13 protein-coding genes and 2 pseudogenes are annotated in these 16,871 nt (G+C 54.8%); 11 read left to right on the forward strand and 4 right to left on the reverse strand.

Annotation, left to right across the window (positions count from 1 at the left end):
- The 5 genes and pseudogenes from ACTBDZ_RS07640 to rluA all read left to right on the forward strand — a co-directional run.
- Positions 1–259: GGDEF domain-containing protein (locus ACTBDZ_RS07640; RefSeq protein WP_438814872.1), on the forward strand; the 259-nt coding region annotated here is incomplete at its 5' end.
- A gap of 85 nt (positions 260–344) precedes the next feature.
- Entirely contained in the window at positions 345–2,732 is a 2,388-nt protein-coding gene (locus ACTBDZ_RS07645; protein ID WP_438814873.1) for a DNA polymerase II, read from the forward strand.
- Between the two features lie 365 nt (positions 2,733–3,097).
- Positions 3,098–5,074, forward strand: a pseudogene (gene rapA / locus ACTBDZ_RS07650) (RNA polymerase-associated protein RapA); the annotation flags it as partial.
- Positions 5,075–5,256: 182 nt separating this feature from the next.
- Positions 5,257–6,123 (forward strand): annotated as a pseudogene (locus tag ACTBDZ_RS07655) (RNA polymerase-associated protein RapA); the annotation flags it as partial.
- A 50-nt stretch (positions 6,124–6,173) separates the two neighbouring features.
- The gene (gene rluA / locus ACTBDZ_RS07660; protein ID WP_438814874.1) at positions 6,174–6,827 is read left to right on the forward strand and encodes a bifunctional tRNA pseudouridine(32) synthase/23S rRNA pseudouridine(746) synthase RluA; all 654 of its coding nucleotides are present in this window, start codon (positions 6,174–6,176) and stop codon (positions 6,825–6,827) included.
- Between the two features lie 49 nt (positions 6,828–6,876).
- Here the strand turns inward: rluA and djlA are convergent, their stop codons facing one another.
- On the reverse strand, positions 6,877–7,782 hold the full coding sequence (gene djlA, locus ACTBDZ_RS07665) for a co-chaperone DjlA (protein ID WP_438814875.1): 906 nt from the start codon (positions 7,780–7,782) through the stop codon (positions 6,877–6,879).
- Between the two features lie 185 nt (positions 7,783–7,967).
- Between djlA and lptD the strand changes: the two genes are divergently transcribed.
- From lptD to apaH, 6 genes are all read left to right on the forward strand, one after another.
- A complete protein-coding gene (gene lptD, locus ACTBDZ_RS07670; protein ID WP_438814876.1) occupies positions 7,968–10,334 on the forward strand; it encodes an LPS assembly protein LptD in 2,367 nt (788 codons plus the stop codon).
- 78 nt (positions 10,335–10,412) lie between these two features.
- A complete protein-coding gene (gene surA / locus ACTBDZ_RS07675) occupies positions 10,413–11,720 on the forward strand; it encodes a peptidylprolyl isomerase SurA (protein ID WP_438814877.1) in 1,308 nt (435 codons plus the stop codon).
- A complete protein-coding gene (pdxA, locus tag ACTBDZ_RS07680) occupies positions 11,717–12,718 on the forward strand; it encodes a 4-hydroxythreonine-4-phosphate dehydrogenase PdxA (protein ID WP_438814878.1) in 1,002 nt (333 codons plus the stop codon). The genes surA and pdxA overlap by 4 nt, the downstream gene beginning before the upstream one ends.
- Positions 12,718–13,536, forward strand: coding sequence for a 16S rRNA (adenine(1518)-N(6)/adenine(1519)-N(6))-dimethyltransferase RsmA (gene rsmA / locus ACTBDZ_RS07685; RefSeq protein ID WP_438814879.1), 819 nt, complete (start codon positions 12,718–12,720; stop codon positions 13,534–13,536). The genes pdxA and rsmA overlap by 1 nt, the downstream gene beginning before the upstream one ends.
- Positions 13,537–13,550: 14 nt before the next feature.
- Complete coding sequence (gene apaG / locus ACTBDZ_RS07690; RefSeq protein WP_196907889.1) at positions 13,551–13,928, forward strand: Co2+/Mg2+ efflux protein ApaG; 378 nt, start codon at positions 13,551–13,553, stop codon at positions 13,926–13,928.
- Positions 13,929–13,930: 2 nt separating this feature from the next.
- Positions 13,931–14,788, forward strand: coding sequence for a bis(5'-nucleosyl)-tetraphosphatase (symmetrical) ApaH (gene apaH / locus ACTBDZ_RS07695; protein WP_438814880.1), 858 nt, complete (start codon positions 13,931–13,933; stop codon positions 14,786–14,788).
- A 45-nt stretch (positions 14,789–14,833) separates the two neighbouring features.
- On the opposite strand, the gene folA is transcribed toward apaH, so the two are convergent.
- The 3 genes from folA to ACTBDZ_RS07710 form a co-directional block, all read right to left on the reverse strand.
- Complete coding sequence (gene folA / locus ACTBDZ_RS07700; RefSeq protein WP_438814883.1) at positions 14,834–15,313, reverse strand: type 3 dihydrofolate reductase; 480 nt, start codon at positions 15,311–15,313, stop codon at positions 14,834–14,836.
- Between the two features lie 108 nt (positions 15,314–15,421).
- Positions 15,422–15,892: a threonine/serine exporter gene (locus ACTBDZ_RS07705; RefSeq protein ID WP_438814881.1), complete on the reverse strand. Its 471-nt coding sequence runs from the start codon at positions 15,890–15,892 to the stop codon at positions 15,422–15,424.
- The gene (locus ACTBDZ_RS07710) at positions 15,883–16,659 is read right to left on the reverse strand and encodes a threonine/serine ThrE exporter family protein (RefSeq protein WP_438814882.1); all 777 of its coding nucleotides are present in this window, start codon (positions 16,657–16,659) and stop codon (positions 15,883–15,885) included. The genes ACTBDZ_RS07705 and ACTBDZ_RS07710 overlap by 10 nt, the downstream gene beginning before the upstream one ends.
- Positions 16,660–16,871 lie beyond the last annotated feature (212 nt).

A 16,871-nucleotide genomic window follows, 5' to 3' on the forward strand; every position in this document is an offset into this window, starting at 1 on the left:
CGGCGGCGAGGAATTTTTAGTGCTGCTCCCGGAAACGTCGCAGGACATTGCCGAGCAGATCGCCGAGCGGCTGCGCACCAGCACGGAGGCGATGGCATCGCCTGCGGGTCATATCACCATTTCACTGGGCGTTTCCCTGTGGCGCGCAGACAAAAACGGCGATTTTACCATCGATCAGGCACTGAAGTTGGCTGATAAAGCGCTCTACCGCGCCAAGCAGGAAGGCCGTAATCGCGTTGTACTGGCTCCAGGTGCTTGAAGATTGCGGGAGTGAAGATAACGCTAGACTATAACTGTATATATAACCATACTTAATACTTCTCTTTTGGCTGAGGTATTCACGCGTGGTGCAGGCGTCTCAGGGGTTTATTCTTACCCGCCACTGGCATGACACCCCCGCTGGCATTCAGATTGATCTCTGGCTTGCCACCGACGGTGGTCCGGTGCTGGTTTCATTGCCACCTCAACAGGCGGTGGCCTTCATTCCCGCGCAGCAGCAGACGCGCGCCGAAGTGCTGCTGAATACCGACACCTCAGTGACCCGTAAGCAGCGTCCCCCCTCGTTGCGCCCGTTGATGTTGCAAGATTTCCACCACCAGCCGCTGCTGGGCCTCTATTGTTCTCATTACCGCCAACTGCTGGCGCTGGAAAAGCGATTACAGGAAGCCGGCATTACCGTTTATGAAGCGGACATCCGCCCCCCCGATCGTTATCTGATGGAGCGCTTTATCACCGCGCCGGTGTGGTTCAGCGGTCAGCCTGCCGGGCCGAATGCGGTGGTTCACGCTCAGATGAAGCCCTGCCCTGACTATCGCCCCAGATTAAAGCTGGTGTCGCTGGATATCGAAACCAGCCGGCACGGTGAGCTTTACTGCATCGGGCTGGAAGGGTGCGGGCAGCGTCAGGTGTATATGCTGGGCCCTGAGCCCGATGATGTGCCGTCTGCCCCTGAATTTGCGCTGGAATATATCAACAGTCGCCCGCAATTGTTGGAGAAACTCAACGCCTGGTTTGCAGAGCACGATCCCGATGTCATTATCGGTTGGAATCTGGTGCAGTTTGACCTGCGCGTGCTGCAAAAACATGCCGAGCGTTATCGCATCCCGCTGCGCTTGGGCCGGGGCAATCAGGAACTGGAGTGGCGCGAGCACGGTTTCAAACAGGGGCATTTCTTCGCCAGTACGCCAGGGCGGCTGATTGTAGACGGCATTGAAGCCTTAAAATCCGCTACCTGGAATTTTCCCTCGTTTAGTCTGGAGTACGTGTCCCAAACGCTGCTGGGTGAAGGCAAACTGTCGGATAATCCCTACCAGCGCATGGATGAAATCGAGCAGCGCTTTGCACACGATAAACCCGCCCTCGCCCGCTATAACCTTCAGGACTGTGAGCTGGTCACGCGCATTTTTGAAAAAACCGAGCTGATGCCGTTCCTGCTGGAACGCGCCACCGTCACCGGATTGGCGGCGGATCGCAGCGGCGGGTCAGTCGCCGCATTCAGTCACCTGTATCTGCCGCGCATGCATCGTCTTGGCTACGTAGCCCCTAATTTGGGCGAAGTTGCCGTGGAGGCTAGCACCGGCGGCTTTGTCATGGATTCATCTCCTGGGCTGTACGACTCGGTGTTGGTGCTCGATTATAAAAGCCTGTATCCCTCGATCATCCGTACCTTTCTTATCGACCCGGTGGGGTTGATTTGCGGCATGCAGCAGTCGGATGACGACGCGTCAGTGCCCGGCTTTCGTGGTGCCCGCTTCTCGCGCCAGCAGCACTGCCTGCCCGCCATTGTCGAGCAAATTTGGCAGGGGCGCGATGCCGCCAAGCGCGCCGGGAATAAACCGCTGTCGCAGGCGCTGAAAATCATCATGAACGCTTTCTATGGCGTGCTGGGTGCCAGCGGCTGCCGTTTCTTCGATCCGCGGCTGGCCTCCTCAATTACCCTGCGCGGCCACGAGATTATGCAGCAAACCCGCGCCTTGATTGAGTCGCAGAGTTATCAGGTGATCTACGGTGATACCGACTCCACCTTCGTCTGGCTTAAACGCGCGCATGATAATGATGAAGCCATCGAAATAGGCCGTAAGCTGGCCCAGTTGGTCAATCACTGGTGGCAAAACCACCTGCAACAAACGTTAGGGCTTACCAGCGCGCTCGAATTGCAATTTGAAACCCACTACTGCCGCTTTTTGATGCCCACCATTCGCGGTGCGGAACAGGGCAGCAAGAAGCGCTATGCGGGAATGGCGCAGACGCCTGACGGGGAAAAAATCGTTTACAAAGGGCTGGAAACGGTACGCACCGATTGGACGCCGCTGGCGCAGCAGTTTCAGCAACAGCTTTATGCGCGTATCTTCCGCCAGCAGCCGTATCAAGCCTGGCTGCGAGAATATGTCGAAAAAACCCTGAACGGCGAGTTTGACGATCTGCTTGTCTACCGTAAACGGCTGCGTCGTCCGCTGAGTGATTACCAGAAAAACGTACCACCGCACGTGCGTGCCGCCCGACTCGCTGACGACTACAACCGCCAGATAGGTCGCCCGCTTCAATACCAGAATGGCGGTTGGATCAGCTATGTGATGACGCTCAACGGCCCGGAGCCTTTGGAAACCCGGCATTCTACGCTGGACTATACTCACTACGTCGAGCGCCAACTGCAACCGGTGGCTGAGGCTATTCTGCCGTTTTTACAGGATGATTTTTCCAGCCTGATTACCGGCCAGATGGGATTATTTTAAGCGTTGAATGGATGACGAATGCCGCGCCTTCCATTACCATACACCCCTTTCAATACCCTAAATAATTCGCGTTGTAGGACAAAACGTTTACGTTTTGAACAGCGCTTGCGCTGGCCCTTTAGGGCGAGGCTCATTTATGAGTCTCGTAACGCGGCAAGTGAATGAACCCCGTTGAGCTTACTTAGGTAAGTGAGTCGGGTGAGTGAACGTAGCCAACACTCCAGCAACGTGAAGTATGACGGGTATATGCCTGACTGAAAACGGGTATGCAGTACCACCACTAATCATTCATCTCCAAAGGGATTAACGACAGGCTTTGCTCTGTCCGACATGCCCGACAATGACAAATATCGAGCTACGAATTTATGCTTTTTACACTTGGCCAACGCTGGATCAGCGATACGGAAAGCGAGCTGGGACTGGGCACGGTTGTTGCTCTGGATGTACGCATGGTCACACTGCTTTTTCCCGCAAGCGGAGAAAATCGCCTCTATTCGAGAAGCGATGCTCCGATCACCCGTGTCATGTTTAATTCTGGCGATACCGTCACCAGCCACGAAGGCTGGCAGCTCAGCGTCACTGAAACCCGCGCCGAAAACGGGCTGATCGTTTATATCGGTGAACGCCTTGATGACGGTACACCGGCAGAGCTGCGCGAAGTGATGCTGGACAGCAAGTTGACCTTTAATAAGCCGCAAGACCGCCTGTTTGCCGGACAGATCGATCGTATGGATCGCTTTGCCCTGCGCTATCGCACGCGTTTGCACCAACAGGCTCAAGCATTGCAGCCTTGGGGTGGCCTGCGCGGCATGCGCGCCAGCCTGATCCCCCACCAGTTGCACATTGCGCGTGAAGTGGGTCAGCGCCACGCGCCGCGCGTGCTGCTGGCCGATGAAGTGGGTCTGGGCAAGACCATTGAAGCCGGGATGGTTATCCACCAGCAACTGCTGGCCGGGCGCGCTGAACGCGTGCTGATTGTGGTGCCGGAAACCCTGCAACATCAGTGGCTGGTGGAGATGCTGCGCCGCTTTAACCTGCTGTTTTCCCTGTTTGATGATGAGCGCTATGCCGAGGCCCGACTCGACAGCAGTAACCCGTTTGAAACCGAGCAGTTAATCATCTGCTCCCTGGGTTTTGTTCAGAAAAATGCGGCGCGCTTTGAACAACTGCTCGCGGCCCACTGGGATTTACTGGTGGTCGATGAAGCACACCATCTCGCCTGGAGCGAAGCCGCCCCTAGCCCTGAATATCAGGCGATTGAGCAGTTGGCACAACGCATTCCTGCCGTACTATTGCTGACGGCAACCCCTGAGCAGCTCGGCCAGGAGAGCCACTTTGCTCGCTTGCGACTGTTAGATCCAAATCGTTTCCACGACTACCGTGAATTCGTTAAAGAACAGCAGCAGTATCGTCCAGTGGCGGATGCCGTTGCGCTCCTGCTTGCCGATGAAAACCTCAGCAAAGATGAGATGAACCTGCTCACCGAATTGCTGAGCGAGCAAGACTGCGAACCGCTGCTCAAGGCTGTCAATAGCGACACCGCCGATCGCCAAACCGCACGGCAGGAACTGATTGCCATGCTGATGGACAGACACGGCACCAGCCGCGTGCTGTTCCGCAATACGCGCCAAGGCGTAAAAGGCTTCCCGCAGCGTGTGTTGCACCAGATCAAGTTACCGCTGCCCGCGCAATACCAAACGGCCATTAAAGTCTCCAGTATCATGAGCGGCAGTAAAACGCCGGAAGCGCGCGCGACATGCTGTACCCGGAGCAGATTTACCAAATGCTGGAAGGGGACGATGCGACCTGGTGGAACTTCGATCCGCGCGTTGAGTGGCTGCTCGGTTATCTGACCGCCAATCGCGACAAAAAGATATTGGTGATTTGCGCCAAAGCCGCTACTGCTTTGCAGCTTGAGCAGGTATTGCGCACGCGTGAAGCGATTCGCGCTGCCGTATTCCATGAAGGATTGTCTATCCTTGAGCGCGATCGCGCAGCGGCCTATTTTGCTTCGGAAGAAGATGGTGCGCAGGTATTGATCTGCTCGGAGATCGGTTCCGAAGGGCGTAACTTCCAGTTCGCCAGCCACCTGAATCATGTTCGATCTGCCGTTTAATCCGGATCTGCTGGAGCAGCGTATCGGACGTCTGGATCGTATCGGACAAACGCAAGAAATTCAGGTGCTGGTGCCCTATCTGGAAAACACCGCACAGGCGCTGCTGGTACGCTGGTATCACGAAGGGCTCGATGCCTTCGAACATACCTGCCCAACGGGCCGTACCATTTATGATGCCCATTACAGCACGCTGATTGAGCGCCTGAGCGTTCCGACAGAGAGTGACGGGCTGGGGCTTTGTTGAATAAATAGATTTTATGCTGGCAGCCAAGTGAAACGACGGATCCTCGCAACGCAAAATCATGCAGTTAGGCCTCATGAGAAAACTGTACACCTAAGATGACAAGCATTTTCTACCAAAACTGGCATAGAAAAACAGCATGATTACCTATTATTCAACAAAGCCACGGGCTGGATGAATTTATTCGTACCTGCCGTCAACAGCACGATGCACTGAAAGCGCAGCTCGAACTCGGCCGCGATCGCCTGCTGGAAATGCACTCCAACGGCGGTGAAGCCGCGCAGATGCTAGCTCAATCCATCGCGGAACAGGACAACGACGTCAACCTGGTCACTTTCGCTCTGAATCTGTTCGATATTGTCGTCGTGAATCAGGAAGATCGCAGCGATAATCTGATTATTCTCACGCCTTCCGATCATATGCTGGTGCCGGATTTTTCCGGATTGCCGCAGGATGGCTGCACCATTACTTTCGAACGTGAGCAGGCGCTGTCGCGGGAAGATGCACAGTTTGTCAGTTGGGAACATCCGCTGATCCGCAACGGCATGGATCTGATTTTGTCCGGAGATACCGGTAGCTGTGCCGTGTCACTGCTGAAAAACAAAGCGCTGCCCGTGGGGACGCTGCTGGCTGAGTTGGTCTACGTGGTAGAAGCACAGGCACCGAAGCAGTTGCAGTTGACCCGCTTCCTGCCGCCTACACCGTTGCGTTTACTGATGGATCGCACCGGTAAAAATCTGGCTCCGCAGGTAGAGTTTGAAAGCTTTAACCGCCAGCTCAACGCGGTAAACCGCCATACGTCTAGCAAGTTGGTGAATGCGGTACAAGCCGACGTTCACAGTATGTTGCAGCAGGCCGATCTGCAACTGCGCCGCGAACGGGAACGGTTGGAAGCCCTGAAGGCGGTTAACCCGAACATCCGTGACGATGAACTGCTGGCGCTGGAAACACAGCGGGAGCAAGTGTTGCTCAATCTGCATCAGGCTAACTGGCGGTTGGATGCCATTCGTTTGGTGGTGGTCTCTCACCAGTAGTCAATAATGCCGGTGGCAACGGCCTCTCCGTTGCCGCCGCAGGAGCCATCATGGAACCCTATAACCCGCCCATCGATCCGTGGCTGCACGTGTTGTATCAGGATCAACATATTATTGTGGTCAACAAGCCCAGCGGCTTGCTCTCCGTTCCCGGCAGAGCGCCTGAGCATCATGACAGCACGATGAGCCGCATTCAGCGGGATTTTCCTCACGCAGAATCCGTACATCGCCTCGATATGGCCACCAGCGGTGTGATTGCCGTCGCGTTGACCAAAGCGGCCGAGAGAGAGTTGAAACGCCAATTTCGCGAACGAGAGCCCAAAAAATCCTATATCGCACGGGTATGGGGGTGGCTGGAGCACGATGAAGGATTGATCGATCTGCCACTGATTTGCGACTGGCCCAATCGCCCAAAACAGAAGGTCTGTTTTGAACAGGGAAAACCGGCGCAAACCCAGTATCAGGTACTGGCGCGCGAGGCCGATGGCACCACGCGCGTGAAGCTGATGCCAATTACCGGGCGCTCACACCAATTGCGCGTACACCTGCTCGCACTCGGGCACCCGATCCTCGGTGATGGTTTTTACGCCCACCCTGAAGCCAGAGCCTTGGCACCGCGTCTGCTGCTGCACGCACAGGAACTGGCTATCACGCACCCCGCATTTGGTACACCGATGCACTTTCGCTGTGAGCCTGATTTCTGATTTTTAAGGTAATCGTCAAGAAAAACGCGGGAAAAACTCTGGAGAGGGGTTACTTGGCGGCGTGACTGCTTTTCAAAAACTCATAGGCGGCCTGAATGTCTTGCGCCTTGCGTTTTGCCATGTCCATCATGCGCGGAGAGAGCCCCTTGCCCGCCAGTTTATCAGGATGGTGCTCGTTCATTAGTTTACGATAAGCGCGTTTTACCGTCGCCGCATCATCGCTGGTGCGCACGCCCAGCGTGCGGCAGGCACTCTCAAGCGTTGGCCCCCGCGTATAAGGCGGCTGCTGACGCTGCCCGCCCTGCGATTGGCCGCCATACGACTGACCACCATAAGATTGATTGCGACGCTGGTATGATTTGCCATTCTGCCTTGATTGGTGTTGCTTCGATTGGCCCTGTTGCTGAGACTGGCGCTGCTGCCCTTCCATATTACGCATGAAAAATTCGAACTGTTCACGCGTCACGCCCAGCTCATCCGCAAACACGTACAATAACCACCGTTCGTTCGGATGCAGCGCACCGTCGTTAAACGCGACCTGAAGCTGGATATCGAGAAACATTCTGATCATATCGAAGCGGCCCAGGCAGGCATCGCGCAGCTTACGCAATTTGGTGCGTACCGGGAACGCATTTGATTTCCCTTCACGAAAGGCCTGCTGCGCTGCCAGACGCGCCTCACCGAACAGCTCCAGCCGGTCCATCATCAAGGTGGCCGCCTGAATATCCGCTTCAGTGACGCGCCCTTTGGATTTGGTCAGGTGCCCCATGGCCTGAAACGTGGTGAGAAAAAACAGCGACTGTCGGGTAGACTGTGCGGAGAAATAATCACGGCGACGCGCAGCCCTGGCTCTATCAACCATATGGCCCATCAGCACGCCCGTAATCACACCCCACACGCCACCGCCGGACATAATACCCAGTATCAAGCCCAGCAACTTGCCCCAATAGCGCATATACTTCCTCAAATCCTCATGCCGTCGGCCAAAAATTGCTTTATCATACCCGTCATTTAGCGTTGCACCTAACGGCAGAGCAGAGAAACAGTGGGGAATTTACACTGGCGCAACGTAAGCCAGTGATATAGTCTCTGACCGTTTGCCGGCATGATGCCCTTGATGACGGAACACCGATACCGCGTATGAAAAAATGTTTTCCAACTCTGCTGGCCACCTTGATTGGGTCGGCGCTCTACAGCCAACACGCGTTAGCCGATCCTGCCGCCCAGTGCCGGCTTGGCGTTCCTACGTTTACACGGCCGCTGGTCACTGGCGAGACCAATACGCTCCCGGTACATATTCAGGCGGACAAAAGTGAAGCCAACTATCCGGATAACGCCCGTTTCCTGGGTAACGTCAACGTTGAGCAAGGCAACAGTCGCTTGCAGGCCGATCAGGTGGAACTGCGCCAGAGCGGCACTGACGCCGTCGGCGCCCCGGTGCGCACCATCACCGCCACCGGCAATGTCAATTATGATGACAACCTGGTCATCCTGAAAGGCCCCAAAGCCTGGTCTAACCTGAATACGCGAGATACCGACGTGTTTCAGGGCGATTACCAAATGGTTGACCGTCAGGGCCGTGGCGATGCCGATAAAATGCAAATGCGCGGCGACAATCGCTACACCATTCTGGAAAACGGTTCCTTCACTACTTGCCTGCCGGGAGATGATAGCTGGAGTGTCGTCGGTTCGGAAGTGATCCATGACAGGGATGAGCAAGTTGCTGAAATTTGGAATGCGCGCGTCAAAATTGGCGACGTCCCGGTCTTCTACAGCCCTTACCTGCAACTGCCCGTGGGTGACAAACGCCGCTCCGGCTTTTTGATTCCCAACGCCCGCTACAGCGGCAGCAGCGGCTTTGAACTGATCACGCCCTACTACTGGAATATCGCACCCAACATGGATGCGACCATTACGCCGCACGTCCTGACCAAGCGCGGCGTACAGTTGCAAAACGAGTTCCGTTATCTTGCCGCGCCGGGCACCGGTACGGCGCAGTTGGACTGGCTGCCTAATGACAGAGCCTATCGTCGTGACAATGAAGACGACAAAGATACGCGCTGGCTTCTTCACTGGCAGCACGACGGTATCATGGATCAGGTGTGGCGCTTTAACAGCGATTACACCAAGGTCAGCGATATCAACTATTTCAAAGATCTCGATTCTTCTTACGGCTCCACGACCAGTGGCTACGTGAACCAAAAATTCAGCGTCGGCTATGCTAACCAGGATTGGGACGCTACGTTATCCAATAAACAGTTCCAATTGCTAGCGGCTAACACCAACAATGATGTTTACCGCGCCGAGCCCCAACTCGACCTCAACTACTACCGAGAGGATATCGGCCCGTTCGATATGCATCTTTATGGGCAGGCGGTAAAATTTACCAACATGAACAACAACCGCCCCGAAGCGACGCGTTTTCATGCTGAGCCAACGGTCAGTCTGCCATTGACCAACCGGTGGGGTAGCTTGAACACCGAAGCGAAGCTGATGGCGACCCATTATCAACAAACCAATCTGGAACGCTTCCGTGCCGATCCCAATGCGCAAATCAGCAACATCAAGCGCGATGCGCTGAAGGATTCGGTCAATCGCGTTTTGCCGCAGTACAAAGTTGACGGCAAACTGGTGTTTGAACGCGAAATGGATTGGTCCAACGCCTTTACCCAAACGCTGGAACCGCGCGTACAGTACCTGTATGTGCCTTACCGCGATCAGAGCAGTATTTACACCTATGACTCCACGCTGCTGCAAAACGACTACACCGGCCTGTTCCGTGACCGCAGTTACAGCGGGCTGGATCGCATCGCGTCGGCCAATCAGGTTGCGACCGGTTTGACCACCCGCGTTTATGATCAAAATCTGGTGGAACGTTTTAATGCTTCCGTCGGTCAAATCTATTACTTCGATCGCCCCAGAACCGGGGATAGCACCACGGTAATGGATAAAAACGACGATAACGGCAGTCTGGTATGGGCCGGTGACAGCTATTGGAAGATTAACGATCTGTGGGGCATGCGCAGCGGTTTGCAATATGACACGCGCCTCGAGAGCATTTCGCAGGGCAACGCGGTGCTGGAATATCGCCAGGATAGCGAGAAACTGGTGCAGCTGAACTACCGCTATGCCAGCAGGGAATATATTCAAAACTCTGTACAGAATCTGTTGGCAAGCCGGGCTTATCAGCAGGGCATTTCGCAAGTGGGGCTCACCGCAGCCTGGCCGATTGCCGACCGTTGGTCCGTGGTTGGTGCGTATTACTACGACACCAAAGCGAATCAAACCGCCAACCAGAGTATCGGCTTTCAATACAACACCTGCTGCTGGGCCGTCAATATGGGCTACGAGCGGAAAATTACCGACTGGAATACCAATCGACAGTCCAGTGAGTATGACAACAAGTTCTCGATCAACATTGAGCTGCGGGGTTTAAGAAGCAATGAAACGCTGGGTGCGCAAAAAATGCTGCGCTCAGGTATTCTGCCTTATCAGCGCGCATTCTGATGCGGTCATGCGCGCGTGGAATGAACGGTAACACATCAACTTTTAATCCGCCTTGCGGGTGAAACTAACGGGAAAGGTATGAAGAACTGGAAAACGCTTATCCTCGGGCTGGCCCTCAGCGCCAATGCAGCTTTTGCTGCGCCACAGGTTGTTGATAAAGTCGCCGCCGTCGTGGACAACAGCGTCGTGCTTGAAAGTGATGTCAGCACGCTTTTACAGTCCGTGAAGATGAATGCGCAGCAAGCGGGACAACAGTTACCGGATGAGAGTACTTTGCGCCACCAGATCCTCGATCGTCTGATTATGGATAACATCATTTTGCAAATGGCAAAAAAAATGAATATCCAAATTAGTGATGCGCAGTTGGATCAGGCCATCAACAACATTGCGGCACAAAACCGCATGACGCTCGACCAGCTAAAAAGCCAGTTGGCTTATGAGAATCTGACCTACAGCGCCTATCGCAACCAGATTCGCAAAGAGATGACCATTGCCGAAGTCCGTAATAACGAAGTGCGTCGCCGCATCACCGTCCTGCCGCAGGAAGTTGACGCGCTGGCGAAACAGATCGCTAACCAGACCGGTGAAGACGCTGAACTGAACCTGAGCCACATTCTTATCCCTCTGGGAGAAAACCCGTTGCAGCAGCAGGTGGACGATGCAGAAAACCTGGCTAATTCATTGGTACAACAGCTGAAAGGTGGAGCCGACTTCGCCAAGCTGGCGATCGCACACTCGGCGGATTCGCAGGCTCTGAAAGGCGGCGAAATGGGCTGGGGCAAACTTCAGGAGATCCCCTCCCTGTTCGCTGAACGCCTGACGCAAGCCCAAAAAGGCCAGGTGGTCGGTCCGATTCGTTCCGGCGTGGGTTTCCATATTTTGCGCGTTAACGATATTCGTGGCGGCGATAAATCCGTTTCCGTTACCGAAGTGCATGCACGCCACATCCTGTTGAAACCGTCTGTCGTGATGAACGACAGTCAGGCACAGGCAAAACTGGAGGAAGTGGCACAGCAGCTCAAACAGGGAACGACCGATTTTGCGGCTCAGGCAAAACAGCTTTCGCAAGATCCCGGCTCGGCCAATCAGGGGGGCGATCTGGGATGGGCAACGCCGGATATGTACGATCCGTCATTCCGCGATGCGCTGATGAAACTGCGCAAAGGGGAAATCAGCGCCCCGGTCCACTCCTCATTCGGCTGGCACTTGATTCAACTGTTAGACACACGTCAGGTCGACAAAACCGACGCAGCGCAGAAAGATCGCGCTTACCGCATGCTGTTTAACCGTAAATTCTCTGAAGAGGCGCAAACCTGGATGCAGGAACAACGTGCAGGCGCTTACGTGAAGATCGTTAACGGCAGCGACAGCAGCTCAGCACAATGACCACAACCACGTCTTGCATCGTCATCACGCCCGGCGAGCCCGCCGGGATTGGTCCGGACCTCATCATTCAACTGGCCCAGCGTGACTGGCCGGTAGAACTTGTGGTATGCGCCGACCCGGCGTTGCTGCGCAGCCGAGCAACGCTGCTAGGCCTGTCACTAACGCTGCGAGACTACCAACCCGGTACTCCTGCAAGCGCGCAACGTGCAGGTTCGCTGACGATATTACCGGTTGCATTATCCGCAGAGGCTTCCCCCGGCGAACTTAACGTCGATAACGGCCTGTACGTAGTAAACACGCTGGCTCGCGCCTGTGATGGTTGCCTGAGCGGAGAATTTGCCGCACTCGTGACCGGCCCCGTACATAAAGGTATCATCAACGATGCCGGTGTGCCTTTTAGCGGACACACCGAGTTTTTCGCCGATCGCAGCGGCTGCGAAAAAGTGGTGATGATGCTGGCGACCGAGGAACTGCGCGTCGCGCTCGCGACCACGCACCTGCCGCTGGCCGACGTTTCCCGTGCCATTACCCGCGACAGTTTGCATGAGGTGATTGCGATTTTGCAGCGCGATCTCCAGCAGAAGTTTGGGCTGGCCCGGCCGTGCATTTACGTGTGCGGACTCAATCCCCATGCCGGTGAAGGCGGACATATGGGGCGTGAGGAGTTGGATATCATCATTCCTGCGCTGGATGAACTGCGCGCACAGGGGATGAATCTGGTGGGCCCGTTGCCCGCAGATACACTATTCCAACCCAAATACCTGAAAGAAGCAGACGCCGTACTGGCGATGTATCACGATCAAGGGCTGCCGGTATTGAAATACCAGGGATTTGGTCGAGCGGTTAACATTACGCTAGGCTTACCCTTTATCCGAACCTCTGTCGATCACGGCACCGCGCTCTCCCTCGCGGGAACGGGTGACGCAGAACCGGGCAGCTTTATCACGGCATTGCAGCTTGCCATCAACATGACTCAACACCATAACGAAACACCGTAATGAATAATCGCGTCCATCAAGGCCACTTTGCCCGTAAGCGTTTCGGGCAGAATTTTTTAAACGATCAGTTCGTGATCGAGAGTATTGTCTCCGCCATTCATCCCCAGGCCGATCACGCCATGGTGGAGATTGGTCCCGGCCTCGGCGCATTAACGCTGCCCGTTGCCGAGCACCTTACCCGGTTTACGGTTGTCGAACTGGACCGCGATCTGGCGGCCCGATTAACGGTGCATCCGCAACTCAAAGATAAGCTTACCGTTATTCAGCAAGATGCCATGACGGTGAATTTCGCCGAGCTGTCGCAACAGATTGGCCAGCCGTTACGCGTTTTTGGCAACTTACCCTACAACATATCAACGCCGTTGATGTTTCATCTGTTTAGCTATACTCACGCTATTCGCGATATGCACTTTATGTTGCAAAAGGAAGTGGTGAACCGCCTTGTCGCTGGCCCGAACAGCAAAGCCTATGGCCGGTTAAGCGTGATGGCACAATACTACTGCCAGGTGATCCCGGTGCTTGAAGTGCCACCTACCGCTTTTACGCCACCGCCCAAAGTGGATTCTGCTGTCGTACGTCTTGTTCCTCATGCCGTACAGCCTTATCCTGTTGCTGATGTCCGCGTGCTGAGCCGTATCACTACAGCCGCATTTAACCAGCGCCGCAAAACATTGCGCAACAGCCTGGGTAATGTGTTCAGCGTCGAGCAGCTTATCGCGTTAGAGATTGATCCCGCTGCCCGTGCGGAAAATGTCTCTGTAGAGCAATACTGCCGGCTGGCCAACTGGCTGTCTGAGCATCCGCCAACGCAGGAATAACTGGAAGTGTCGCGATGATTAATACGCCCCGTGTTTGTGTTCAGGTTCAGAGTTTTTATGTTGAAGCGCAGTCCGAGCCCGATGAGAGCCGCTTTGTCTTTGCTTACACCATCACAATCCGCAATCTGGGGCGTAATCCTGTCCAACTTATTGGGCGCTACTGGATGATCACCAACGCCAACGGGCGTCAAACGGAAGTTCAGGGCGAAGGCGTGATCGGGGAACAACCGGTGATCGAACCTGGCAGTGAATTTCAGTACACCAGCGGTACGGTGCTGGAAACACCGCTGGGCACAATGGAAGGCCATTACCACATGATCGATCATCAGGGCGATGCCTTTCAGGTTCCTATTTCTGTTTTTCGTTTAGCGATCCCCTCACTGATACATTGATGATGTCTACCTACTTAATTGGCGATGTGCACGGCTGCTTTGGCGAGTTAATGGCGCTGTTGGCGCAGGTTTCTTTCAATCCGGCGCACGACAGGCTGTGGTTTACCGGCGATCTGGTGGCACGCGGTCCGGCCTCATTGGAGGTGCTGCGTTATGTGCGTTCGTTAGGTCCCGCCGCACAGATGGTACTGGGCAACCACGATCTTCATTTGTTGGCGGTTTATGCGGGTATCAGCAGAAACAAGCCAAAAGATCGTCTCAACGATCTGCTGAACGCACGGGATGTCGATACCCTGATCAACTGGCTGCGCCGCCAACCGGTGATGCTGGTCGACGACGATCTTAAACTGGTGATGGCCCATGCCGGTGTAACGCCGCAGTGGGATCTGGAGACCGCGCAACTGTGTGCACGTGAAGTGGAAGCCATACTCAGCAGTGACAGCTATCCGCTGTTTTTGGACGCGATGTACGGTGATATGCCCAATCATTGGAGCCCTGAGCTGAGTGGTTTACCGCGTCTGCGCTTTAGCACCAACGTATTTACCCGCATGCGTTACTGCTTCTCCGGCGGACAGCTAGACATGATATGCAAAGAGGCTCCTTCACAGGCACCTTCGCTGCTCAAGCCGTGGTTTTACTTGCCCAGTCCTGTCGTAGAAGGGAATGCAGAAACGCCAGGCTATGCCATCGCATTCGGCCACTGGGCCTCTCTGGAAGGAAAAGGAACGCCAGATAACATTTATGCGTTGGACACGGGATGCTGCTGGGGAGGCGAACTGACGATGTTGCGCTGGGAGGATAAGCAGGTCTTTACTCAGCCGTCATTGGCACAAGGCATGGCAGTTGTCGGCGCAGAATAAGTAAAACACGCGCGGCCTGATTGCGCCGCGCGTACGTCTATCCTGTTAACACCGTTCGAGAATCTCAAAGCAATAGCTGTGCGAATTCTTTTCATCCGCATCATGAAACTCGCTGAACACCGATGACCACGCATCCGGTTCGTACTCCGGGAAATGGGTATCCCCCTCCACTTCGGCGTCAATGTGCGTCAGATACAGACGTGAAGCCTGGGGCAGCATCTGCTGATAAATACTGCCGCCACCGATGACCATCACCTCTTCAGCGCCTGAAGCGGCCTCCAGCGCCGCTTCTAAGGTCGACACCCAGGTTACACGCTCATCGTCGCCAGCGCGGCTGCTGATAACAATATTTTTTCTCCCCGGCAATGGCTGGCCGATAGAGCGAAACGTGTTACGCCCCATAATAATGGGCTTATTTAACGTCTGGCGCTTAAACCACGCCAGATCCGCCGGCAAATGCCACGGCATGGCGTTTTCCATGCCGATAACACGATCCACCGCCAGTGCTGCAATCAAACTAATCACCATGGTAAAGCCCTATAGCTCAAAAATTGCAGACACTATACGGAAAGGTGATGGGTACGTCGATACGGCGATTTTCTGATGAACAAAATAAGCAAAATCTTAATGCCGCTACACGCCGGGACGTTTGCGATACAACCAAATCCCTGGCAGAGACAACCCTATCGACAGCGCACCGACAATAAAAGAGGCCTTGAGGAAATGCGTGATCAGCACGCGCATCAACGCTTCGCTGTATCCCTGATGGGAAAGCTCCACCAGCGAGATCATCGCCGTATACGCTGAAATACCAGGGAACATCGGAATCACCGCCGCAACGGTAAACACTTTCGGGTGCGCCAACAGCCAGCGCGACCAGCGAATCCCGATCACACCGATCAATATGGCCGCCAAAAACGAGCCCCATTCGATGGGCATGCCCATCTGCACGCACAGGAAACGCACGCCGTGCCCCACGCCCCCTAGCAGTGCACAATAAGGCAACGCTTTGACTGGCACATTGAACACCATAGCAAAGCCCAGCGCAGGCACTGCCGCCAGCAAGATATCCTGCAATAGCCCCCACAGCAGCGTTAAGCCCATGTGCGTAACCCCCATATTGCCATTGCAGCCACGACGCCAATACAGGTTGCCAGCGTCAACAGGCTGGCAACAGCCCAGCGCGCCAGCCCAGTATTCACATGCCCTTTAAACATATCCGCTACCGCGTTAATCAGCGGAAAATCGGGCACCAGCAGCAGTACGCTGGCCGCCATTGCCACCGTCGAGGTTTGATGAAATGTGGGAACGCGCAACAACAGCCCGGATACCGACGTGGCGACAAAGGCGGTAATACAGAAGTTGATCAGGGGCTTGAGATGGCGCGAGGTCAATACCTGACGCACATACATTGCTACACCGCTGGCAAGCATGGTGACCACAAAGGCATCCCAACCGCCACCGTTGAGCTTACTGAAGCAGCCGCACGAGAGTGCAACAATGGTCACCACCAACCAGCGCGGGTAGCGCAACGGCTTGATGCCCGTCAGGCGTTTTTCAACACCAGCCACATCCAGCAGTTTGTGCTCGGCCATGATCACAACATGCTGCACTTCGGTCACCACATGCATATTGATGCCGCGATCGACGTTCTTGCGCGTCGAGGTCAGGCAGTGTCCATTCATGATGGTGGTAAGGACGATGGCGTTGTCAGAAATGGAACTTTCTACGCTATCCACCCCGAGCGCCAGCCCGAGGCGCGAAGAGAGTTGCTCAACTACCGTGCTCTCCGCACCGTGCTGCAACAGCATCAGTGCGCATTGGATACACAGCCGGGTGATTTCCCGCTGCTGTGGTGTTTCGCTGACCATACGAAGACCCTGACTGATAAAATTAAGACACGCAAATAATTCGAAATGATGACGGATATAACCATAAATAAAGCAAGGAGACTTGTTAACCCGTCATTCCGCACCTGATTTTTCTTTTTTCGGGACTTGACGGTATTCTGAAGTTCTGAATTTATTACTGCTTTTTGCAGACCAATCAGCATGAGTACTCCCCACGTTACCATCCGTAACCT

The sequence above is a fragment of the Symbiopectobacterium sp. genome, from assembly GCF_051710365.1.
Taxonomy (GTDB): domain Bacteria; phylum Pseudomonadota; class Gammaproteobacteria; order Enterobacterales; family Enterobacteriaceae; genus Symbiopectobacterium.